Genomic DNA, 22,494 nt, shown 5'->3' with positions numbered 1-22,494 from the left:
TATTCCTATAATCGCCTCAACGAAACAAAATTCTGAAATGAAGAGGCTATTATGAAAACTTCTCGCACATTCAAAAATGCATCACTGTTCCTAGCTATTTCTCTCGCATTCCCTGCGGTTGCAGCCAATCATGACCACGCACACTTCAGCGAAATTGGCGACCAAGGTGGCAAAAATGCAACCGAAATGACCACTAAAGCAAACAACGAGTTCGCAAAAACTCTTAACTTTGCTGATATTCGCGCTTTTGAGAATAACAACAAAGGCTTGATTGCTAGCTTTGACCAAGAGACTGGCGACATCATTCGCAATAGCTTTAACTTCATCGATCCAAGTGTTAATAACGCAGACCAAGCACCTGATTCGGTAAACCCTTCACTTTGGCGCCAAGCGGTATTAAACCAAGCGGCTGAAGGTTTATATGAAGTTGTTCCGGGTAAAGTATACCAAGTTCGTGGTGCGGATTTAGCGTCTATATCTTTCATTCGTAGTGACAGTGGTTGGATTGCTTACGACGTTCTTCTTACCAAAGAAGCAGCAGCTAAAGCTCTTAAATTTTTCCAGAAAAACGTACCTGATGGCGGTGAACTGCCAGTCGTTGCAATGGTTTACTCTCACTCTCACGCTGACCACTTTGGTGGCGCGAGAGCAATCAAAGATGCATACCCAGATGTAAAAGTGTACGGTTCGAAAAACATCACTAAAGAAATCGTAGATGAGAACGTATTGGCGGGTAATGCAATGTCTCGTCGTACCGCTTATCAGTACGGTGCAACGTTGAACCGACACAAGCACGGTATTGTAGATGCGGCGCTGTCTAAAGGTCTATCAACAGGTAGCATTACTTACGTACTGCCAGACTACGAGCTAAACCATAACGAAGAGATTGAAACTCTGGTTATTGATGGCCTAGAAATGCAATTCATGGATGCATCTGGGACGGAAGCAGCCTCTGAGATGGTGACTTATATCCCGAGTATGAAAGCACTTTGGACTGGTGAGCTGACTTACCAAGGCATGCACAACCTGTACACACTGCGTGGTGCAAAAGTACGTGATGGCTTGAAGTGGTCGAAGAAGATCAACGAAATGTTGGTGACATGGGGCGAAGAAACTGAGGTGTTATTCGCCTCCCACTCAGCTCCAGTTTGGGGTGAAGAAGAGATTTCTGACTACTTAAAAATGCAACGTGATGCTTACGGTTTTACTCATAACCAAACGCTTCGCTTAGCGAATAACGGTGTGGTTCTGCAAGACATCGGTGATGCGATTTACGAAGTAATGCCAGACAGCATTCAGCAGACTTGGCACACAAACGGCTACCACGGTACTTACTCTCACAACGCTCGCGCTGTGTACAACATGTATCTTGGTTACTTCGATATGAACCCGGCGAACCTAAACCCATTACCAATCGAGCCAGAATCGGTGAAGTTTGTTGAGTACATGGGCGGCAGCGATGCTGTGATTGAAAAAGCGCAACAAGATTTCCAAGAAGGTGAATACCGCTTCGTTGCAACCGCATTGAATAAGGTGATTCAAGCAGAACCAGATAACAAAGTTGCACGTGGCCTATTGGCAGACACTTACGAGCAATTGGGTTATCAATCAGAAGGTGCAGGTTGGAGAAACATCTACCTAACGGGCGCTCAAGAGCTTCGCATTGGCACTCAGCCGGGCGCACCAAAAACGGCATCTCCGGACGTGTTAGCGAACATGACGATTGAAAACCTACTCGATTACTTAGCAGTAAAAGTGGATTCTCTAAAAGCACAAGAAACACCATTTACATTGAATATTCAGCTACCAGATGTGCAAGAGTTCTACTACGTTGAGATGTCTAACGGTAACCTGAATAACATTCAAGTAAGCGAGCTACAAGACGCTGAAACGACACTGATCATCAATAAGTCTGACGTGTCTGATATCGTGCTTAAGAAAACAAGCCTTGGAAAACTGTTAGAAGACGGACAAGCAGGCGTGAAAGGTGACAAATCATCTCTGAACAAACTGTTGTCTTCCCTGACTGAAGCTGACACCTCATTTGAGATTGTGCCGCGTCCAAACAAAGGTGAAGAAGTTGATGCAGAGCTATACCAAGATTCAGCGGTACACGCGCATTAAGCTCCAAAAAAATATCTATAAAATAACAACGTCAAACAAAGCCAATATAGGCTGAAAAAAGGCTAATAACGACCAAGCCTCAACTAAAAAATTTAGTTGAGGCTTTTTCTTGCAAGAGTATTTCCTCCAGCAGGCTTAAATCTTGCCATTACAAACCACTCACAAAAGCTTTAGAGAAATCGCAGTATAATATCCAGCAATCCTACCCGACTCAGTATTGTCATAATTCTCATTTACAGCACATTACCTAACCGTTGTTCCTCCCATCATGTGAACTAGTATGAATTTTGCGCACCGAATCTTTGTTATAAAAGTTACACGGGAAATGTTTCAAAGGAAGAAAAATGCAAAAAACAATTCTGATCACAGGGGCCACGGATGGCATTGGTTTAGAGACCGCAAAAGCACTAACACAACAAGAGCACCATGTTCTGATTCATGGTCGCAACCCAGCTAAGGTTAGTAAAGTCTTGGCCGCTCTGTCTCGCCTGTCTAAGAGTGCAATCATAGAAAGCTATATCGCAGACCTATCGACGCTCTCTGATGTCGATAAACTCGCCACCCAAATCAAAAATAATCACAAGCGACTCGATATACTGATCAACAATGCTGGCGTATACAAGGTGTCGGACATCACCACCTCAGACAACCTTGATGTACGTTTTGTTGTGAACACCATTGCGCCTTATCTACTAACACAGAAGCTGCTCCCTCTTTTTGGTGCGACAGGTCGCATCGTCAACCTATCTTCAGCAGCCCAATCAACCGTAGATTTAGAAGCGCTTACCAGTCCGAACGCAGGCAAATTAGATGGCCCAGTTTACGCGCAAAGTAAGCTCGCGCTGACAATGTGGTCTATCGAATTGGCCAACACTCTATTAGATAATGGACCTGCGGTGATCCCGGTGAACCCTGCTTCTTTCCTTGGCAGCAAATTGGTCAAAGAGGCTTATGGCGTGGACGGGAATGATCTGGCAATTGGAGCCGATATCCTTTGTCGCGCGGCACTCAGTGACGAGTTTGCCAGCGCTTCCGGTCAATATTTTGATAATGATTCTGGGTTATTCAAAGATCCCCATGCCGATGCATTGAATCCCGCTAAAAACCGTAAATTAGTGGAAACGCTTGACCGGTTGCTAAAAGAGAAATTGTGCATGGCACCCAGTTGATTCTGGTAGACACATAGCATCACACATGCTTGATAAAGGCTTGGCTTAACTGCTGGAAGAGTGAGTCTACGTTGGGCAGAGGCGTCACATGCTCAGATAAAAGAGTATGAACGTGCGGCTCTACAACGGTTGGATTGCCGCAAATCTGATTGTAAAAGTTCACGGGCGCAACGATGTGTTCTAAGTCGACATCTAACAAGATACACGCTTGCGAAAGTACGACCTGACCGCCACCGCGTTTCAGCAAAACACGCTGAGCCGTTCCCACTATTTTTTGTTTATTGATGTTGAGATTGTAGTCACCATCACAATAAGAACCGGGGGTTGCGTGTACATCCACATCGATGCCCAGTTCTTTAAAAAACAGGGTTAATACATCACATAAATGTCGATACGCTTTTTGGATATTGTAGGCTTCATCGCGAGGCCAATGGTAAATGTGCGATAGGTTAATGATCCCCGGTAGTTGGGGAACGGGAGCGCCACCTGTTTTACGCGAGGTGAGCTGCCAGCCTTGTGCCTCAAGTTGCTTTCTAGATTCTACCGTCACTGGCCACTTTTTACCTGCGGGCAAAACGAGTGTTGGCGTTTTTGCTTGCCATAGCATTAAGGCTTGTCCAATCTCTCCAGCCTGTATTTGCTGCAATAATTCAGCTTCTTTTTCAAACGCACGATCAACATCAATGTGCGGGTAACGTACGAGTTTATTCGTTAACTTCAATGCACTTTTCCTCAACAGATTGTGGTGACTTAGTATTTAACGTTCTGGGATGGTTGATGAGATAAACATATATCTTAAACCCAATGCAGCATAGCACCGATTACCTCTCCATCCTTTTTTCCTTTCGCTATTGAGATGTATTGATTTAGCTAAAACCACTTCCACTTTGATGGCTTCAGTCTTACAAGGTTGTCTGATATGGTGGCGGCAGAACTTCAGCAATTGTTTAGATAGTATTGAATATGAAAACACTAACCATACTTGATGGCGGCATGGGCCGAGAACTCAAAGAAATTGGCGCGCCATTTTCTCAACCACTTTGGAGTGCTCAAGCGCTGATTGAAGCACCCGATTTTGTTAGCCAAGCGCATCAAAACTTTGTCGATGCAGGTGCTGAAATCCTGATCACTAATAGTTACGCGTGTGTGCCTTTTCATTTGGGTCAAGAGCTCTTTGAACAACGAGGCTTTGAACTAGCCGCACTTTCTGGCGAACTGGCTAAAGCAGTTGCTGACAATACTTCTCACACCGTGAAAGTTGCTGGTGCGATTCCGCCACCGTTTGGCAGCTACCGACCGGACTTGTTCAAAGTCGAAGAAGCGGCGCCAATCATTCAAACCCTTTACGATGCACAAGATCCCAACATCGACCTTTGGATCGCGGAAACTATCTGCAGCCTGCAAGAGTTCACCTCCATTCATGCAGTACTTAAGCAGTCAAATAAGCCGTGTTACTACGCATTCAGTTTGGAAGACACCAAGGGCGACTCTGCCAACATTCGTTCTGGTGAGAGCGTAACAGATGCCATCAAACTGGCCTGCCAATCTAACGCGACAGGCATTATGTTTAACTGCTCAGTGCCTGAAGTGATGGATCAAGCCATTATCGATGCTAAGAAAGTGATCGACGAGTTAGGCAGTGATTTGGAAATTGGTGTCTACGCCAATAACTTTGCACCTATCAGCAGTGAACATGAAGCCAATGACATGTTTCAGGAGATGCGAGAGCTGGATGGCCAAGGTTACTTAGCTTACGCAAAACGTTGGCACGCATTGGGTGCCAATATTGTCGGTGGTTGCTGTGGTATTGGGCCAAAACACATTCAAGCCTTAGCCGAGTGGAAACGCTCCATACAGAGCTGATACGGAGCTTCAACTAGAATAGAATTAAATAGAGAACAGGTTGAGAAATCTGTTCTCTATTTGTATGTGGCGTCTCTGAGTACACTGATACAAAACAACGATTTGGAGCAACTGATGAGCGGCACGCAACGCAAGATTAAATGGGGTATCGCAGGGCTAGGCAATATCGCCAATCGATTCGCAACCGCAGTCACAGAGCACTGTCTGCATGGTGAACTTTATGCCGTTGCCGCAAGAGATCACTCCCGCGCAGCCACGTTCGCCAATAAGTTTGGTTGCAACAAGGCTTATGGATCTTATGAAGCCATGGCGCAAGATCCAGATGTTGAAGCGGTATACATCGCCACGGCTCATCCTTATCACAAGCCTTTAGCTGAACTGTTTCTAAGTCATAAAAAACACGTACTGGTAGAAAAGCCCGCTTTCACCAACCTCAGTGATTGGCTAGAGATGAAAACTCTTGCCGAACAAAACGGTGTGATGCTGCTAGAAGCGATGAAGACCGTGGTGTTCCCTGCTTATCGTGAGCTCACGTCATTCTTAGCCAACAACAAGATTAAGATTGATTCGATAGAAGCCAGCTTTGGTAACCATCACGATTATGATCCTGATTTGTTTATCTTCAACCCGGACTTAGCAGGCGGGGCAACGCTCGATGTTGGCGTCTACGGACTGTGGTTTTTCTACGATTTGTGCCGCACGCTCGGAGTTACACCTTCCAGCCCTCAAGTAGAGATGTCGAGCCTTTATGAGGGTTCAAATGTCGATACCGATGCGTGCTTTCAGTTTTCTGGCGAGATCAACGCGACCATATCAGCATCGACAGTGCACAACCTGCCCCGCTCAGCTCGATTAACTGGACCAGATATAACCATCACGATTCAAGAAAAATGGTGGAACCCGGCCTCCATTGAAGTCGAATATCAGAATGAAACCTTCACCATCGAGCACCCAATTCAAGGCAATGGGTTCGAATATCAAATCGAACACTTCTCACAACTGGTGCTAGAGGGAAAAACGTACTCTGATATCCTAAGCTCAAATGTAAGTGCTCAGGTACTGGATACCATGGAACAAGCACTCATTGACTCTGGCTATCCACATTTAACTCAACCTCATCGTTAGGAAAAGCAAATTGGGCAACCTTAAGCGCAAGCTTGAACTGTATGAAAAGATATTTCAGGCTTTTGGGCCTGGAGTATCGCATTGTCAAGTCAATCAACTGGCCACACTGCTGCACGTGAGTGAACGTCACGTTCAGACCTTACTCAAAGCGATGACAGCGCAAGGTTGGATTGAGTGGCAAGCTAGTTCAGGCCGCAGCAAGAAGGCACAACTCACGTGTCTGGTTGAACCCATTGAGGCGTGTTACCAATACGCACAAAGCCAAGCAGATTCAGGCAATATTGAGCAGGTGTTTAACACCTTAAGCTTCAATGGCCGAAACGCTGGCACTGAGCTGCAAGCCTTTCTGAGCAGCAACAATCATTCAACACAGAACGTAGCATTAATTCCCTTCCACCGAGAACTTGAAGCACTCCACCCTCAGCGTGTGCTAAGGCGTACTGAACGTTTCTTAGTGATGCAGATTTGCCAACGCCTCACTGCAATTCGACAAGAAAAGCTGAGCGGTGATTTAGCTTATCATTGGCAGCATAATGAAGATGCTACCGTTTGGCATTTCCAAGTTCGTAATGGCGCTCAATTCCATAACGGTCGATCGCTTGAAATCCAAGACATAGTGCGCTGTCTCTCCTCACTCTCTAGGAGCAAATTCTGGCGTCGTTGCTATCAACATATTGTTGACGTGTCGGCTGTCACTGGCGATGTGATCAAAATGACTCTGAGTGAGCCTGATTGGCATTTGCCTCGATTACTGGCTAGACCTGAGGCTTCGATATTTGAGCACACATCAGACGATAAGCTAATTGGCTCAGGCGCTTTCGCGTTGGAGATTTTCTCAAGCAAGATGCTGAGGTTAAACCGCAATAATGCCTATTCACACAGCACACCGATTCTCAATCGAGTTGAGCTTTGGGTTTACCCTGACTGGTCGCAAACTAAGGCATGTGCGCAAAACCAAGTGTGCGTCAAAATGCCAGAGAAAACGGTCACGGTGAATGGAGCGAGCGATTCAGCTCTACAGAATTTCGGTTCAACCTTCTTCAAGGTTCAAAACCCGAAGTTGTCGAAAACCGCTCGTGAGTTCACCGTTGAAGACACCTCAGAATGCCAAGCGCTTTTCGAGCAATTATCAGTATCTGACGATCAAAAAACCAATATCGAATATGGACACTACACAGCGACCAAAGACATCGCGCTGTGCAGCATTATTGATGAAAACGATACCTTCTCCTCATGGTTAAGTTTCTTTACTCGTTTCCCTTTTGAAGACTTATCGCTAGCCGCAAAGATGCTAAATAGGATTGAGCAAGGGATAGCCTCAATTCGACGCGAGCCAAACCTCGACCTGACAATGAATAAGCTGTTAGAACTTAGACATTGGCTCGATGAAACTGGGATTGTGGTTGAGCTCAAGCAAGAAGCGTTCAACTTAGAGGTTTCTGAAAAGATACACGGCGCGCAAGTGAATGGCTTCGGTTGGTGTGAGCTCGACAAGCTATGGATTAGCCATTTGTAAGCGTATTTCGTAGCTGAACTGTATTTCACAACCTAGCCCAACCAAGCTGCAACCAATCATAATGTTCAGTCACAGCGTAGGTCGAATAGGCTAAGGGTTAGCTCACTAGCGATAACTCAGATTCTTTATAGATACGGTTAGCCACTTTGAATGCCGCTGGAGATAAGAGTGTCTCTTTACATCGAGTCTTAAACTGCTCTGCTTCAATCGCCTGCTCTTCCAATAAGTATTTCAGCTCACTTAGGTAGTTAGCTTCAAACACAGCTTGACCAAGTGGTGTGCATTCGTATCGGCTCGACTCTTGGTAGCCAATTGCGGTCAACACAGATTCTGGCAGTTCCCAGAACTTAGCAATGGTGTAAGTCAGGCGAATAGAGTAACTGTTCATCAGGCGCTTCAATGCTAACGAGTTTGGCGGAACAGAGGGATCTACATGCTTGAAGGCTTCTACCATCATTTGGAAAATAATCATCTTGCCTAAGTTGCGAATCAACCCAACAAAGTACGCCGCAGCCTGATCTTCTTGGGATGAAGAGTCTTTCATCAACTCCTTAGAAAAAGACGCGGTTTGAACACTGTGATACCAAATTTTCTCACCGAAGTGACGCCAGTAAATATTGTTCCCCGGCGTGAAGTTCTTCATGTAGCTATTCACTACTCCTTCAACAAGCCCTTGAGAACCCATATTTAAGAATGCTGTTTTTAGGTCAGTAACCTGTTTTTCACCACGCTTATAAAAAGCACTGTTAGCCAGTTTAATCACATCGGCAGCCATACTCGGCTCGCGCTCAATCACTCTTAACAATGCATCGATATCAAACTCATCGCTCTGCAATTCAGCCATTAACGTGGTCACAGAGGCTGGCATCACTGGCAGTTCATTAAGCAAAGCTTTTGGAGAGCGAATCAAACGTTCTATCTGACAAGCGACAAAATCGCTAAATGGATCTGACTCCGTTTGAAGGCGAGACTCTCCAAACAAATAATCAAGGAATTCACCATCGTGCAGGCTAAGTGTCTTATCGACGATTAATGATGATGGCTGAGCGGACGACGGCGGAACAAAAATTGAAGACGGAACAGAATCAGTAGCAACGGTTTGTTGTTGCTCTTGTTGGACAGGCTCTGCAGAGGGTTTGTTTTTTGAATCAACAAAAGGTGAGAATAGTGCCTGCAATACCCTTTTAAACATCAATACGGCTCCTAGATGAATACAACATAGATAGGGATATATAACGGCGGTGATTATCGCACAGGCAACTCATAAACCATACAGTGATAAATGAATCATTAATTTTTCTGCTATATAGGATATGTTACTTAGCCGTTTGCTAGGCCAAGCCTCCGGTATTCGCCAGAAACAAAAAAGCGAGCAAATAACACTTGCTCGCTCTTCCATCAATCTGAATCCTGAAGCTGACTAAATTAGCGCTCTGCTACTTCTAACACAATCTTGCCCATAAACCTCAGTCAAACAAGGCTCAATCAGAACACGTTCGCCAATACGCTCAGCCGATACTTCGTTACCAACGGTTACGAATCAATAAAATGAGAAATTCCGCACCCAATAGAATGCGGAATTTATATAGATGAGAGACTTACCGTTAAATCTAGAGTCGGCTGCGTATCGTCACCAACACAGATAACGCACCACAAAGCACCAACACCACACCTAAATCTTGAATCATTCCCGCTAAAGCTAGCCCAGAACCAATCAAGGTGTAATACATCAAACCAAACAGTGCACCTGCACTTCCTGCTTGAGATTGGTAGCGCACCAATGCTCGACTCAAAACATTAGGAATCGCAATACCGAATGCCATAACCACCAACATCATCGGAAGCAAGAACCAGATCGTGTGTTGTGAAAGGTACACACCCACTGCGCCTACCGTTTGAAGCCCTGCCGCCAAGCTAATCAAAGAGATAGATGACACTTGTCGCTTCAATAACGCTTTATTAACCAAGCTTCCCAACAAGGTTCCGAACCCAAGCACAATGCCGCTGTAGCCAAACTGCTCGACGCTAAATCCAAGTTGAATGAAGGCAAATGAACCCAATTGATAATAAGAAAACAGCGCAATATTGAACGACGCGACAAGCAACGCAGACATCCATATATCGCTATCTTTGACCATGTGAATACTGAGTGACTTTAACTGCAATGGCTGCTTAGACTGTTGCGTTTCAGGCAATGACAATAGGCTATGTGCCAACAGTGCTAACACCATAATAAACAAAGCAATAAACACATATTGATGCCCGCCTGCTTGGCTTAATTGACCACCAAGTAGCAACCCGATGATTGGGCTAATCGACAATCCCATCCCCATGTAACCAAATACCTTAGCTAGCTCAGTACCGCTAAAGGCATCTCGAAGCATGGTTTGAGTGACGACAGAGCCAACAGCAAGTCCGAAAGCCCCCATCGCTCTTGCAATCATCAACCACGTAAAACTGTCGGTTTGCATGGCAATAAGTGAAGAACAGGCGAATAACCCCATCCCCAATAACATGGTGGGGCGACGCCCCCATTTATCCGCTAACACGCCCCATACCACCACACCCAGCGCAAATGCAGAGAAGTAAATCGATAGGGTTTGCGCCGCTTGTGTGTAACTGACATCAAAGGATTTCGATATTGAATCCAGAGTCGGGCTATAGATGGTTTCTGCGATTTGAGGGAACATCAACAGCAGCACCATTTGCCATAAAGAAGGTTTTGTTTTCATCATTTTTCCAAGACCAGTGAACTTGACGCGAAGTCTAGAGGAAACTAACCTTGGCTCGTTAACAACATTAAAACCAAAAACAACAAGATTGGGACAAATGGCATTAATTAGTGAAACCATTGAGTTTGATGCAGACAGCTTACCTGCGCCCGTAATAGGGATTGCGGCAGAGCTAGGTCAGCATGATTCAGGAATACATCACCACGTAAAAGGACAGCTGCTGTATGCTCCGCAGGGTTGCATCACCTTGACCTTAGAAAACGCCATTTGTATTTTGCCGCCGACAAAAGCTGTGTGGATCCCGCCTTATACCAAGCATCGCGCGCAGATGACTAATGTAGTTGCTTATCGATCGCTCTATTTTGATAGCAGTATTTACACCTGCCCAGAAGCGGTTGAAATTGTGGAAGTGAATGAGCTTTTAAAAGCTCTGATCAATAAGATGGCTTTCTGGGATTGGGACATTGCCCGCGAGCAAACCACCAATACCGCCCGCCTATTCTGGGAAGAGTTTTACAGCGCTAACCAGCACTCGTTTATCTTGCCGCTACCAACAGATCGCCGCTTTAAAAGCTTTTGCAAACGAGTCCGAACCACCTCCTTCCTTGCCCCAGCTCTCTCGACATTAGCGAATTCGGTTGGCGCAAGTACCAAGACGATTACTCGATTATTCAAAGCCGAAACAGGCATGACTTATCAAGAGTGGCGACAACAATGGCGTTTGTTTAAAGCGATTGAACTGCTCTCAGAAAACCGACAAGTCGGCGATGTCGCGCACCAGCTAAAGTTCTCATCCAACAGTGCATTTATTGCCTTTTTCAAACAACAAACCGGACAAACACCACTGGCCTTTACCAAGTTAGGGACGTGATCGTAGTAATCCAAACTCTTAGGTTGTACTTAGTTCAGATAAAAAAAACCAGAACATGAGTTCTGGTTTTTTAATACAGATTCAACTAGTCAATCAACACCAGCGAATCGAGAATCCCTTTTCCACTGTGGATCCCGCCTTCGTTTTCACTAGCGGGTTTACTGCGGATCAAGTAGCCCGCGTAGCCACCGAGCTCTGTTACTGGTTCTCCTTGATAGTAAGCGGTGAACAAACCTACTTCGCTGACTAGATCTGTTACAAATGTTTGTTGTGTGTCGCGCACTGCGATGGTCGGTACGTCACGTTCATGAGGGTACAAGCGCTGCATCAATGCCCACGCGTCGTACTCTTCTGGCTTAAGTTGACTCAGTTGCTGGCTTATATCGTCACCAAAGACACAGTGGCCACCGCCCTCACCTTGGTTTTTCAACACCCACTCTTGCTTATTCGCTTGTGTGTTAAACCACTCAATCGACTCACTGGTGATTGGCTTCATGTCAGCTAAAACACTCTTCACCAATTCGGCTTCTTCTAGAGTTAGACCCCAGCGTGCGTATTCTGATGCAGGCATCATGGTCAGCAGCATTTGCATGGATTTACTGGTCGCTAATTGCTGGCTGATGGTCGCGTTCATTGCGACATGGTGTTGTTCCATAAACAAGCGAGTCTGACTTAGCGTGTGGCAACAAACCGATTCGTTGAGTTCTGGAGCCCAGTAGTCTGAATACTGATAACCCGCTCTTAGGTACACCACATCGACAGCGCCCACATCTTTCAATAACAAGCGTTGATTATCGCCCGATGAAAGCTGGCAACTCAATTGTTCAAAGGTACGACGAACCGTGCGAATGCCCTGTTTTTGCAGCTCAACTTCAAGCAAATGTTGGTCATATACGTTGTCTTCGTTCTTCTGCACCACCATCAAGAAAACCGGTTTATCTTGCTCGTTGAAGTCGGCTTTTACTTGCCTTGCAGCATTAGCGATACCGTAAGCCAACTGGGTTAAACCTTGGTTTTCAGCCGGTGTTGCTGACGGGTCTTCCAACCAATTGTTATAAACGTTTGCCCATTGGTTTTGCATGAACGAGTGGAACTCTGTAGCGCGTTGACCAAACGGGGCCATCCCTGCCGCAATGCCATTAAACTCAATCACTTTTGCACCGTGTCGGCGATCGTCCATAAAATCAGTACGCATCAACAACAAAGGTTGTCGAGCTGGATTCAAGCGCTCATCGGCACTGCCATGAGCCTGTTGATGAAGCTCCATCAAGCGACCAAAAAACGGATCGGCTTTCGTCATATCGCTCAATGATGACTGTAAAAAGTCATGGTCTTCCGAAACATTGTTGATGAGCTTGGTGATAAGCGGTGTCACCCTCAACAGGTGTTCAAATACCTTACGCTCAATACTCATTGGAGCAAGGCTAAAAGGGCAATGTCTCGCGGTATTGTCAGACTGACGAAAAGCGACACCGTGCATAATGGCCCACTCACAAGCATCTTCAATGACTTGTTGCGGAATCGATGGCATTGGATTCATTTAGATATCTCATTCTTGGCGGGCATTTGGCACCCGTAGTAAGACGATGCTCATTCGAAAAAGACGAAATAAATTTTAAAAAAGTTATTTCGCCGTTTTGATCATCGTAGCTCGCAGTTTACAGCTGAGGTTCTTGGGTCTTATTGACGATTAGGTCGCGAAGCCATTTGTGACTTGGTTCAGAGTCAAAATAACGATGCCAAAGCAAAAACAAACCACCGGGAACCAACTCAATGGGAATCGGTTTCATCACCAGTTCGCCACTCTCAATATAGTCACAAACCGAGTTGTACGGATAACACATTAACAAATCGCTTTGCTTGCACAGCTTTACTGCGCTGGTGATGTCCGACACGTTGGCGGCTTTGTTAATTTGAAGCTGTTTGGCTTGCAAGATCTCCAGAAGCAACCAGTCGCCAACGCCACCAGTGACTAACTGAATATGACGGTAGTTAAGGAAGGCTTGCAGGTTCCAATCTTCCTGAAGCACCGGGTGATCATTACGCATCAAACACACAGAGTAATCTTGCAGCAATTCGACATGGTTTAACTCAGCAGGGATATTTTGAATGTGAGTACTCGCTCTTTCATCGAGCTCAAAAATTCCAATCCCAAAATCGACCTCACGCTTTAGTAGGCGCTTAAAGGTTTCGCTACTCCAAGTAGTACTGTTTACCGTAATGTTCGGCGCATCTGCCAACGCGTTAGGCATAAATTTAGGGTAGATCGCGGTATAAGCGGTTTCAACAAGATCGATATTAAAAGTGCGCTCGCTGTCTTTCGGCTCAAAAATGTCCGGCACGGTTAGCTGTTCAACTTGCAAAAGGATCTGATGAATCTTAGGCGCTAAAGAAGTAGCTTTCGGGGTTGGAAACAGACCTTTAGATTCGCGCTCAAATAGCGGGTCATCAAACAAAGTTCGCAGCTTGGTGAGTTGCTTACTCACCGCGGACTGACTAAGGAATAATCGCTCTGCTGTTTTGCTCACACTGCGCTCTTCAAGCAAAACGTGTAAACACAGCAGTAAATTCATATCACATTTGAGTAAGCTCTTAACATCTACCATGATATTCCTTAGATTCAGATTAATGATGACTTTATGTCACTTTAAATCATATCACAAACTTGTTAATTTAAGCCCATGTAACCTATGAGTTAATAACTCAAAAAATAATAGACCTAAGGAATACTCATGAATTTTCTAGCACTCCCTAAGATTGATCTGCACTGCCACCTTGACGGAAGTGTTCGTCCAGACACCATTATTGATTTGGCGAAACAGTACGGAATCGAACTGCCTGAAGATCGCGATGCGGTTGTTCAATCTCTAACTGTGCCAGAAGATTGTAAAAACCTAGATGAGTATTTGGCTTGTTTCAGCCTGCCGCTACAAGTGATGCAGACTGAAGAAGCAATTGAGCGCATCTCTTTTGAGCTTTACGAAGACGCTGCACTAGAAAACGTTAAGTACCTAGAAGTTCGTTTTGCACCGATTCTTCACGTAAACAAGGGCTTGTCTCTTGATGCGATCATCGCAAGTGCGGTGAAAGGCATGAAACGTGCGGAAGAGAAGTACGACATCAAAGGCAACTACATCATGTCTGTACTGCGTATGTTCCCGAAAGATTCAATCAAAGATGTTATCGACGCTGGTAAGCCATACCTTGGTAAAGGTGTAGTTGCGTTTGATATCGCAGGTGGTGAAAAGCCAGGCTTCTGTGCTGAATTCCCTGAATACACGCAATACGCTATCGAGCAAGGCTACCGTGTGACAGTTCACGCTGGTGAGCAATGGCATGGTCAGAACGTTTACGATGCAGTAACACTGCTTGACGCTGAACGTATCGGCCACGGTGTTCACATCCAAGGTAATGAAGACGCATACAACATCGTTAAAGAGAAGCAAGTTGCGCTTGAAACTTGCCCAACAAGTAACGTTCAAACTAAGTGTATTCACAAATTCGGCGACCACCCAATTGCTGAATTCAAAAAAGACAGCATCGTTGTAACGATCAACACAGATAACCGCACTGTGTCGAACACAACCATGACCAACGAAGTGAAACGTGTGTGTGAAACGTTCGGTCTAACAAAAGAAGATTACGCAGAGATCTACAAGTACTCTGTCGAAAGCGCTTTTGCTTCAGACGAGGTAAAACAGCACCTAATGGGTTTCGTTGAGCAAATCTAATTTGCCACCAAAGTAAGTCTTTTGCTGAATAGCTGGGCTCACTTAACGTCAGAGCTTAACGGTACAAAATAGGAAGAGAAAGGCTGAGGCTTTTCTCTTTTTTTATGTCCAAAAATCGCTAATCTTGCAGTATTCGTCATTTAGACCGAGACTCTCGGAAAGTAGGCAAGCATGAGTAATACAAACGATAAAACTGAACTAGAAAAGATGCTATCTGGGCAAGTGTATGATGGTGCAGACCAAGAAATTGATACTATGCGTTCCAATGCCAGAAAAGCGCTAATGGCTTTCAACAACCATCAAGACCCAGACCAGCAACACACATTGCAAGAGCAACTATTTGGGAAGGTCGGGAGTAGCAGCTTAATCCAGCCCCCTTTTCATTGTGAGTTTGGCAAAACCATCGAGATTGGCGACGACACCTTCATTAATATGAACGTAGTAATGCTAGACGGTGCGAGAATCAAAGTCGGCAAAAATGTTTTAATTGGACCAAGCGTTCAATTCTATACGCCATCACACTCCCTTGATTATCGTAGCCGCCGTAAATGGGAAACCTTCTGTTTACCCATAACAATCGAAGATGATGTGTGGGTTGGTGGCAACTCAGTGATCAACCAAGGTGTAACGATTGGCGCTCGCTCGGTTATCGCAGCGAACTCAGTAGTCAACAATGATGTACCACCAGATTGCCTATACGGTGGTACGCCGGCAAAATTGATTAGATATTTGAATACTGAACAGCCAACTGACGACAGCAAGTAAACGCGAACTAAAAGTAAATGACAAAAGAGGTGATATTTTTAATTAAACATCACCTCTTTTTTGATTAGTTTACCGTGTCTCTTCTATCGAATGGGCTTCGTTCCATGGCTTTTTCATACTCACTTTTCGGGCCACTCAAATACGTAGTTTTGACGAATTTTTCCCAATCATAAAACAGCGATTCTATTGGCTGATCGGTAAGCTGTGAGGGGTCACCATTGCTCTTAATAAGATCAACAAACGCCCCTTCTCCCCATGAACGTTCAATAAACTCACCGACCGTATACCCAAGCTCATAAACCGCCGAGCTACTGTTCGGCTTATTGTATAAGTCCTGAACAAGCCCATCAAAGCGGCCTTTGATGGCGCTCCTGTTATTCATGTGGAACCAATAATCTTCAGATTTATAGATGGCTACGGCTTCCCACAACCAACGAGGGTTGTTCGCGAAATTGGGGTTGATTTGAAGTGTCAGTAAATGCACAAATTCATGCAATGCCGTTCGTTGGATTTCACCACCAAAATAAAGCAGCCTGATTTCATTACTTTTAGGCTCGATGTAGCCTGTAGAAAACGCATATCGCTGTCCAATGCTACGCTCTTGCTCATCTAAGTACGCCTTTTGGCTTTGCCATACTCTCACCGTTATGACCGGTATTGAGTCCAGGCCGAAGCTCTTCATCAAAGGCGCCTGTTTAAGTAATAGCTCGTTATAAATACTGGGAATTATCGCAGGTGAAGTTCCATCATAAAGGACAAACTTGAACTGTCCTTTATCTGATTCATAGCAACTATCACATGCTTGCTCACCGCGAATTTGAAGCACGAAAGCCACGACTAAAACCAGCACCGACATAGTCAAAAACAAGAATGTAACGATAGACTTAGGTGGGTATCTTTTCATTTTCTACATCCTCAAATTTAACTCATTCGCCAAGGTGTCAATCTATTAAATTAACGCCAAGCGCCTGCAAGCTGTTTTCACACTGAGCGGCATCGGTAAACTGAATACCAGCCATGCCTACAGCCTTTGCCCCTTCAACGTTATAGGGCATATCATCGATGAAGACGGTTTCTGAAGCTTCAAGCCCATTATTAGATAACAGCGCTTGGTAGATTTCAGGTTGTGGCTTAAGCATGCCCAATTCAGCAGATACTGCCGCACCATCAAACAACGCCCAAAACTGATAGGTATTTTTTAAATATTCAACAATCTCGACCACATTGTCAGTAAGCGCGTACACACCATAGCCCGATCGCTTTACTCGCTCGATGAGTTCAACTGAACCGTGCAGTAAGATCTGCGTTTGCTTAACGTAATAGAACAGGCGAGCGCACTCTAATGGGGGCAAGTCGAGTTCTTGTTGATAACGAAGCTTGGCCTCACTTTCGGTCAAGAACCCTTTGTTCAAATCCATCCAAATCGTACTTTGAAAAATAGAACGAGCTCGAGACTCCAATTCTTCAGTATCACCAAAAGTAAGCCGGGTAATTTCCAGAGGTGCCCAACGCACAATGACATTGCCTACATCAAACACCACATTTTTGATTTCATTAGAGCTCATACACACTCCCATTATCACCATGTCATTGATGGAAAAGCGACACAAAGTGCCGCACATCAAGATTCATAGCGAACGTTTATAAATTAAAAGCCTTGGGTAGAATATACAATCAATAGAGTACAAAAAAGGCCATCATTACGACGGCCTTCTCAATATCAATAAACTAAGAAATAACTAACACAAATCGGCTTCTGAAGAGAATATGGTTGGTGCTTTAGAAGCGCTATACACCTATACCTTTATTGATCTTTTTCCATTGAAGTGGTGTTATTCCGTTCGCTCGCTTAAACGCTCTTTTAATTGTGAGGCATCTGCGTATCCCAAGTGAAGCGCAATATCTGAGATCGAATAGTCTTGAATAGTCATAACGCGCTTAGCGAACTTAAAAGACAGGGCCATCTAAAAGCACTCACCAACTTAAGACATGAAAACTTAGCTATGTAGCTTGCAACTAACAAAGCTCAAACATTCAAAGCACGTCCTATTGGATGTGCTTTTTTATTCTCAGCTTGCAGACAATTTCGCCCTTCCACCCTTCCGCCTATCAAGCCAAGAGAGAGCAAGGTGAGATACCAAGTAAATTAAAGATCGAGTAATAAATAGGACAAATATATAGGAAGTTTAAGAAATAACTATATAATATGATTACGCTTCAATAATTACACTCCCCATTTAACTAACCTCCTTACTCCTTATAACAATATTTTCACTGGTCACCTCCTCAATAAAATACCAGTCAATCACGAATACTTTGTGATATCAATCTAGACTAAATTCCCAAGTACAACTTATTGATACTGCCCACCCAACAAATTAATCTCTCGTAAGAAAATTTTTACTAAAAACCACCATTAACTTAATTTTACGCATCAAAACAATTATACTCCCCCCATATTGATAATGAGTTAAACGTTAGTAACATTGAGTAAAACTTGTTCAATAAACAACAAGTAAAATTCTCAAATTTGCAAAACTCAACTCATAGTTAATATTGAAAATATTTGGAACCAAAATCACAAGAGTAGGATTCTCTTGAATTTATTATCAAGGATACTGACGAAAATAGAACAGGCATTGTTAGATGAATAATTCTGCAACGTATTTACTTGCTGCTTTACGAGAAAAAATCAAAGAAAAAGGAATTTGTTATTCTGCTCTCTCTGCTGGGATGGGAATTCCTCTCTCAACCATAAAAAGACAACTACATAACACGTCTTTAGGGCTGGATAAAATACTCTCGTACGCGACTCATTTAGATACTGACTTAGTAGAATTATCTATGCGAGGTAAACAATTACAGCAAGAGAACGAGCAGTTTATTACGGATATAAATAGTGAAATATTCCATCAATATCCGTACTTGTTTGATTTTCTGTATCTATTACGACGCAAGGAATGGTCACCTCAAGATATTGCCAATAAATACCAACTGAGCCATACGTCAGTCGCCATATATTTTCGCGCATTAGAAATGATGGATTATGTTGAATTGAAAGGTAATGACCAATACCGATTCAAAGATCAAGGTCGTTTTATTTTTGAAGAAGGTTCTAAGCTTGATACTTTATTCGCTAAACGTTTTCGAAATGAAGTTTTCAGCCATGATGTACGTCCCCCTATCTGTATGGGAAGCATTGCCATTACTGAAGAACAAGAAGAAAAACTGGCGAACGAAGTATACAACAAACTGATTGAGTTTGATGTACAAAACAAGAACAGTGAAGGTAGCGAACGACTCAGGAATGTGTTGATGACCTACACTCCAGGCAATCAGATATTTCTTTCTGATACGATCCCAAATATTGACGGTGAATTATTAAAATCCATATCGATGGCAAACGAATAATGATTAACACGCACTAATAATAATTTATATTTGATTGATAAGGAATCTAGTCGTAATCCATCAAGGCACAATATTATTAAATAATTAATAACTTGTTATTTAAACAAGTTGAATAAAGAAAGAATAGACGCAAATAGCGCTCTTTTCTCATACCAATAAGTGAAATAAATAAGGTTGAATCTTCTTCACGAAACTCGGCAGGGCATGTCTCGACCTTTTTTCGCCTGATCAGATTCAAAAATCAATAAAGAAGGATATAACATGCAGTTTAAAACGTCTTTATGTGCGATTGCTGTCGGGGTTGCTCTAACACTAAGCGGGTGCAACAGTAGTGATAATAGCTCGAGTGTGGATGCTCCACTTAAAGCAACCGAATTCCACAACACCATCGATCGTGCAGGTGTACCTGTGGCATTGCGTGATTTACACGGCGGCCACCTGCGCTACATTCCAATGTTCGATAACGGCTCATGGCATGGCCACACGTTAGACACCAAAGGTGGTGAAATCACACTAGGTGGTACAGCGCTATTGACCGAAGAATACGTATCATTCATGGCTGCACGTTTCGACCGTTTGACTCTGGCTGTCGACGGCCAGCCAATGCCGCTAGAATTGACAAACGCATACTCACAACCAGGTGCGTTGATTCAAACGTATACAGGCGAGAACGGTATCGAAGCCGAGCTAGAAATGCGTTTTGTGACTAGTCGTACTTCTCTTGCAAAAACCACCATCAAAAACCCCAATAAGCTAGATATTCAAGGTGAATGGGATGGTGAGTTGATGCAAAACTATCGTGCGGATGATGGCACGGCATACAAGAATGAAGACAGCACAGTCCGTAGTGTTGAAGAAGCTTACCCAACTTACTCCCGTGAAATTACAGCGACAGACAGTGGTGTAGAAGTCTCTTTTGGCGCAGTTCGTGATTCATGGTCATTGTTGACATCTGGCGATTCAAAGTTCGAAGTGACGCGTTCTATCAAACCAGAAACTTCTACCATCAATGATGACAAGAAAGGTTTCGTGCAAACGGCCTCTCTAGGTGATGGCGAAGAGATCACGTTATACACGGCTTACACTCACGTTCAAAACACCAAAGAACAAGCGTCTGAGTTTGCAAAACTAGATAAAGTAATGGCCGATCCAAAAGGTTACATGCACGATTCAGCAATGCGTTGGGAAGAGTACCTAGAAAACGGTCTCACCAACGATGCGGCTTCAAAAGAGCATGAGTTCGTTGCAGTAAAAGCAATGGAAACATTGAACGCGAACTGGCGTGGAGCTGCGGGTGCGATTGACCACGACACGGTAACCCCTTCCGTTACGGCTCCTTACTTCTCAGGCAACATGACATGGCCGTGGGATACATGGAAGCAAGCTTACGCAATGTCACACTTCAACCCAGATGTAGCGATGGAAAACATTCGTACTGTATTCCAATACCAAGTGCAGTCTGATGATCCAGTGCGCCCTTGGGATGAAGGTTACCTGCTTGATGTTGTGACTTACAACCTGCCAGCAGAACGCTGGGAAGGCATGTCTACTGAATACAAAAAAGTGTTCCCTCAAGCGACAGATGGCTTGAACTGGAACGAGCGTAATACTAAGCCATCACTGGCAGCATGGGCGGTATGGGAAGTGTATACCGCACTGAAAGATGAGCATAACCGTCCAGAAGAAGCGCAAAAATGGCTAGAAGAAATGTATCCGAAGCTAGTGGCGTTCCACGATTGGTGGTTACGTGCTCGTGATACCAACAAGAACGGAATTCCGGAATATGGCGCAGCGAAAGATCCAATTCACACGGTTTTCGCAGGTGACGTGAATGACGGTTCTTGGGGATCAGATGCGTCTGTGGACGACATGAAATTCCAATATAAAGACGAGGCAAATGGCGATACGTGGCTCAAAGAAACGAGTATCGAGAAGTACAACGAATTGCTGACTTCTGGTGATTACACGGCGATGAGTATCCCTGCAAAAGTCGCAGCGGGTTGGGAGTCGGGTCGTGATAACGCGGGCGTGTTCGGCTTTATTGACACTATCGATAACCTACAAGGATTATCTGAACAACCGACACAAGAAAAAGCGGAAGAGATAGACCAAATGGGTCGCTACGCGCACGACACCAATGGCTTTGACAACACGTACAATATTGCGATGGGCGCAGACGGTTCAGTGGTGACCTACCTTGATAATTCGCTTGAGAACATGAACAAATTGGCTCAAGCGAAGAAAGATTGGGAAGTGAAGTTCAACGAGAACACTGACGATTCAAGCAACCTCTCAGGTTACTCATTGATGCAAGAGTCGGTAGACCAAGCATCTTACTGGTACTCAGATAACCTATACCTATCGCAAATCGCCGACGTACTGGGTAAAGCAGACAAAGCGGCCGAGTTTGCAGAAAAAGCAGCGGACACCAAAGAGTACATCAACCGTTGTATGTACGATGGGTCAACAGGCTTCTACTACGATATCGAAGTGGTACCAAATGGACTTCCTAACCAATGTGCAGGTCCGGTACTAGTGAAGCGAGGCATGGGCCCTGAAGGTTGGTCACCACTATTCAACAACGCCGCGACGCAAGAACACGCGGACAAAGTCGTGGAGAACATGCTGAATACCAGCAAGTTTAACTCACCTAAGATTCCGCTAGGTACGGCATCAATGGACAACCCGGCTTACGGCCCAGACATTTACTGGCGTGGTCGCGTGTGGCTAGATCAGTTCTACTTTGGTGTGCGCGGTATGGACAACTATGGCTACGGTGTAGAAGCGCGTCAAATGGTCGACAAGCTATTCCAAAATGCACAAGGCCTAACAGAATCTACCCCGATTCAGGAAAACTACAACCCAGAAACGGGCGAGGTTCAGGGCGCGAATAACTTCTCTTGGAGTGCAGCGCACCTTTACATGTTGTACAACGGTTTCGTGGGTAAGTAAGACCTGTTATTTAGTTACTAACACGTCAAGCATTAAGTATTGCAGGTGCCCCCCCCCTAGCATCTGCAATTACTTAATAATCTTCAGATTAGACCCAATAAGATCATGCCGGACAGAAAAATCTGTCCGGCTTTTATTATCTGCTTGGAGAGAATATCCCCCTTCTACTCTGTCTACCCATGAAAGATAGCAAAGTCACACACTAAGAACTTCTCTCTGAACAGTCTACCCAAAC

Annotated in this window: 17 protein-coding genes and 1 pseudogene; 10 read left to right on the top strand and 8 right to left on the bottom strand. The window is 44.5% G+C overall.

Features of this window, described 5'->3' with window-relative positions; translation table 11 throughout:
* Positions 1–51 precede the first annotated feature (51 nt).
* Together BCV39_RS17845 and BCV39_RS17840 are read left to right on the top strand one after the other, a co-directional pair.
* Positions 52–2,124 carry an alkyl sulfatase dimerization domain-containing protein gene (locus BCV39_RS17845; RefSeq protein ID WP_102432577.1) on the top strand — a complete coding sequence of 691 codons (2,073 nt, stop codon included), beginning with the start codon at positions 52–54 and terminating at the stop codon, positions 2,122–2,124.
* A gap of 344 nt (positions 2,125–2,468) precedes the next feature.
* Positions 2,469–3,293, top strand: a complete 825-nt coding sequence (locus tag BCV39_RS17840) for an SDR family NAD(P)-dependent oxidoreductase (protein WP_102432576.1) — start codon at positions 2,469–2,471, stop codon at positions 3,291–3,293.
* A 19-nt stretch (positions 3,294–3,312) separates the two neighbouring features.
* Here BCV39_RS17840 and BCV39_RS17835 read toward each other — a convergent pair whose 3' ends face one another.
* A complete protein-coding gene (locus tag BCV39_RS17835; protein WP_102432575.1) occupies positions 3,313–4,014 on the bottom strand; it encodes a lipoate--protein ligase in 702 nt (233 codons plus the stop codon).
* A 242-nt stretch (positions 4,015–4,256) separates the two neighbouring features.
* On the opposite strand from BCV39_RS17835, the gene BCV39_RS17830 reads away from it, so the two are divergent.
* From BCV39_RS17830 to BCV39_RS17820, 3 genes are all read left to right on the top strand, one after another.
* Positions 4,257–5,156, top strand: a complete 900-nt coding sequence (locus BCV39_RS17830) for a homocysteine S-methyltransferase family protein (RefSeq protein WP_102432574.1) — start codon at positions 4,257–4,259, stop codon at positions 5,154–5,156.
* Between the two features lie 114 nt (positions 5,157–5,270).
* A complete protein-coding gene (locus tag BCV39_RS17825; protein ID WP_102432573.1) occupies positions 5,271–6,281 on the top strand; it encodes a Gfo/Idh/MocA family oxidoreductase in 1,011 nt (336 codons plus the stop codon).
* A gap of 10 nt (positions 6,282–6,291) precedes the next feature.
* On the top strand, positions 6,292–7,797 hold the full coding sequence (locus BCV39_RS17820) for an SgrR family transcriptional regulator (protein WP_102432572.1): 1,506 nt from the start codon (positions 6,292–6,294) through the stop codon (positions 7,795–7,797).
* 97 nt (positions 7,798–7,894) lie between these two features.
* On the opposite strand, the gene BCV39_RS17815 is transcribed toward BCV39_RS17820, so the two are convergent.
* Together BCV39_RS17815 and BCV39_RS17810 are read right to left on the bottom strand one after the other, a co-directional pair.
* Positions 7,895–8,989: an HDOD domain-containing protein gene (locus BCV39_RS17815; protein WP_102432571.1), complete on the bottom strand. Its 1,095-nt coding sequence runs from the start codon at positions 8,987–8,989 to the stop codon at positions 7,895–7,897.
* A gap of 418 nt (positions 8,990–9,407) precedes the next feature.
* Positions 9,408–10,529: a multidrug effflux MFS transporter gene (locus tag BCV39_RS17810; RefSeq protein ID WP_102432570.1), complete on the bottom strand. Its 1,122-nt coding sequence runs from the start codon at positions 10,527–10,529 to the stop codon at positions 9,408–9,410.
* Between the two features lie 97 nt (positions 10,530–10,626).
* Between BCV39_RS17810 and BCV39_RS17805 the strand changes: the two genes are divergently transcribed.
* Positions 10,627–11,400 (top strand): helix-turn-helix transcriptional regulator, encoded by a 774-nt coding sequence (locus BCV39_RS17805; RefSeq protein ID WP_102432569.1) that lies wholly within the window; start codon positions 10,627–10,629, stop codon positions 11,398–11,400.
* Positions 11,401–11,485: 85 nt separating this feature from the next.
* On the opposite strand, the gene BCV39_RS17800 is transcribed toward BCV39_RS17805, so the two are convergent.
* Both BCV39_RS17800 and BCV39_RS17795 read right to left on the bottom strand, forming a co-directional pair.
* Entirely contained in the window at positions 11,486–12,940 is a 1,455-nt protein-coding gene (locus BCV39_RS17800; RefSeq protein ID WP_102432568.1) for a glutathione synthase, read from the bottom strand.
* A gap of 118 nt (positions 12,941–13,058) precedes the next feature.
* Positions 13,059–14,006: a LysR family transcriptional regulator gene (locus BCV39_RS17795; RefSeq protein WP_102432567.1), complete on the bottom strand. Its 948-nt coding sequence runs from the start codon at positions 14,004–14,006 to the stop codon at positions 13,059–13,061.
* 126 nt (positions 14,007–14,132) lie between these two features.
* Here BCV39_RS17795 and add point away from each other — a divergent pair, with 126 nt between their 5' ends.
* Positions 14,133–15,131, top strand: a complete 999-nt coding sequence (gene add, locus BCV39_RS17790) for an adenosine deaminase (RefSeq protein WP_102432566.1) — start codon at positions 14,133–14,135, stop codon at positions 15,129–15,131.
* A gap of 171 nt (positions 15,132–15,302) precedes the next feature.
* A complete protein-coding gene (locus tag BCV39_RS17785) occupies positions 15,303–15,896 on the top strand; it encodes a sugar O-acetyltransferase (RefSeq protein WP_048609964.1) in 594 nt (197 codons plus the stop codon).
* Positions 15,897–15,960: 64 nt separating this feature from the next.
* Here the strand turns inward: BCV39_RS17785 and BCV39_RS17780 are convergent, their stop codons facing one another.
* The 3 genes and pseudogenes from BCV39_RS17780 to BCV39_RS23385 all read right to left on the bottom strand — a co-directional run.
* Positions 15,961–16,800: a hypothetical protein gene (locus tag BCV39_RS17780; protein WP_102432565.1), complete on the bottom strand. Its 840-nt coding sequence runs from the start codon at positions 16,798–16,800 to the stop codon at positions 15,961–15,963.
* 37 nt (positions 16,801–16,837) lie between these two features.
* Positions 16,838–17,461 carry an HAD family phosphatase gene (locus BCV39_RS17775; RefSeq protein ID WP_102432564.1) on the bottom strand — a complete coding sequence of 208 codons (624 nt, stop codon included), beginning with the start codon at positions 17,459–17,461 and terminating at the stop codon, positions 16,838–16,840.
* 223 nt (positions 17,462–17,684) lie between these two features.
* Positions 17,685–17,854, bottom strand: a pseudogene (locus BCV39_RS23385) (AraC family transcriptional regulator); the annotation flags it as partial.
* Between the two features lie 688 nt (positions 17,855–18,542).
* Between BCV39_RS23385 and BCV39_RS17765 the strand changes: the two are divergent.
* Both BCV39_RS17765 and ygjK read left to right on the top strand, forming a co-directional pair.
* A complete protein-coding gene (locus tag BCV39_RS17765; protein WP_102432563.1) occupies positions 18,543–19,307 on the top strand; it encodes a transcriptional regulator in 765 nt (254 codons plus the stop codon).
* Between the two features lie 261 nt (positions 19,308–19,568).
* Positions 19,569–22,259, top strand: coding sequence for an alpha-glucosidase (gene ygjK / locus BCV39_RS17760; protein ID WP_102433571.1), 2,691 nt, complete (start codon positions 19,569–19,571; stop codon positions 22,257–22,259).
* Positions 22,260–22,494: the final 235 nt, after the last annotated feature.

Source organism: Vibrio sp. 10N.286.55.E10, from assembly GCF_002872555.1.
Taxonomy (GTDB): domain Bacteria; phylum Pseudomonadota; class Gammaproteobacteria; order Enterobacterales; family Vibrionaceae; genus Vibrio; species Vibrio crassostreae.
The sequence above is the reverse complement of the archived record's forward strand: the minus strand, read 5'-3'. Positions and strand labels throughout refer to the sequence as shown.

What these genes read in the sequence shown, in the direction of transcription:
- ygjK (WP_102433571.1), top strand. Translation starts at nt 19,569, where the DNA reads ATGCAGTTTAAAACGTCTTTATGTGCGATTGCTGTCGGGGTTGCTCTA.
- BCV39_RS17775 (WP_102432564.1), bottom strand. Translation starts at nt 17,461, where the DNA reads ATGAGCTCTAATGAAATCAAAAATGTGGTGTTTGATGTAGGCAATGTC.
- BCV39_RS17845 (WP_102432577.1), top strand. Translation starts at nt 52, where the DNA reads ATGAAAACTTCTCGCACATTCAAAAATGCATCACTGTTCCTAGCTATT.
- BCV39_RS17765 (WP_102432563.1), top strand. Translation starts at nt 18,543, where the DNA reads ATGAATAATTCTGCAACGTATTTACTTGCTGCTTTACGAGAAAAAATC.
- add (WP_102432566.1), top strand. Translation starts at nt 14,133, where the DNA reads ATGAATTTTCTAGCACTCCCTAAGATTGATCTGCACTGCCACCTTGAC.
- BCV39_RS17800 (WP_102432568.1), bottom strand. Translation starts at nt 12,940, where the DNA reads ATGAATCCAATGCCATCGATTCCGCAACAAGTCATTGAAGATGCTTGT.
- BCV39_RS17780 (WP_102432565.1), bottom strand. Translation starts at nt 16,800, where the DNA reads ATGAAAAGATACCCACCTAAGTCTATCGTTACATTCTTGTTTTTGACT.
- BCV39_RS17830 (WP_102432574.1), top strand. Translation starts at nt 4,257, where the DNA reads ATGAAAACACTAACCATACTTGATGGCGGCATGGGCCGAGAACTCAAA.
- BCV39_RS17785 (WP_048609964.1), top strand. Translation starts at nt 15,303, where the DNA reads ATGAGTAATACAAACGATAAAACTGAACTAGAAAAGATGCTATCTGGG.
- BCV39_RS17805 (WP_102432569.1), top strand. Translation starts at nt 10,627, where the DNA reads ATGGCATTAATTAGTGAAACCATTGAGTTTGATGCAGACAGCTTACCT.
- BCV39_RS17815 (WP_102432571.1), bottom strand. Translation starts at nt 8,989, where the DNA reads ATGTTTAAAAGGGTATTGCAGGCACTATTCTCACCTTTTGTTGATTCA.
- BCV39_RS17795 (WP_102432567.1), bottom strand. Translation starts at nt 14,006, where the DNA reads ATGGTAGATGTTAAGAGCTTACTCAAATGTGATATGAATTTACTGCTG.
- BCV39_RS17810 (WP_102432570.1), bottom strand. Translation starts at nt 10,529, where the DNA reads ATGAAAACAAAACCTTCTTTATGGCAAATGGTGCTGCTGTTGATGTTC.
- BCV39_RS17840 (WP_102432576.1), top strand. Translation starts at nt 2,469, where the DNA reads ATGCAAAAAACAATTCTGATCACAGGGGCCACGGATGGCATTGGTTTA.
- BCV39_RS17825 (WP_102432573.1), top strand. Translation starts at nt 5,271, where the DNA reads ATGAGCGGCACGCAACGCAAGATTAAATGGGGTATCGCAGGGCTAGGC.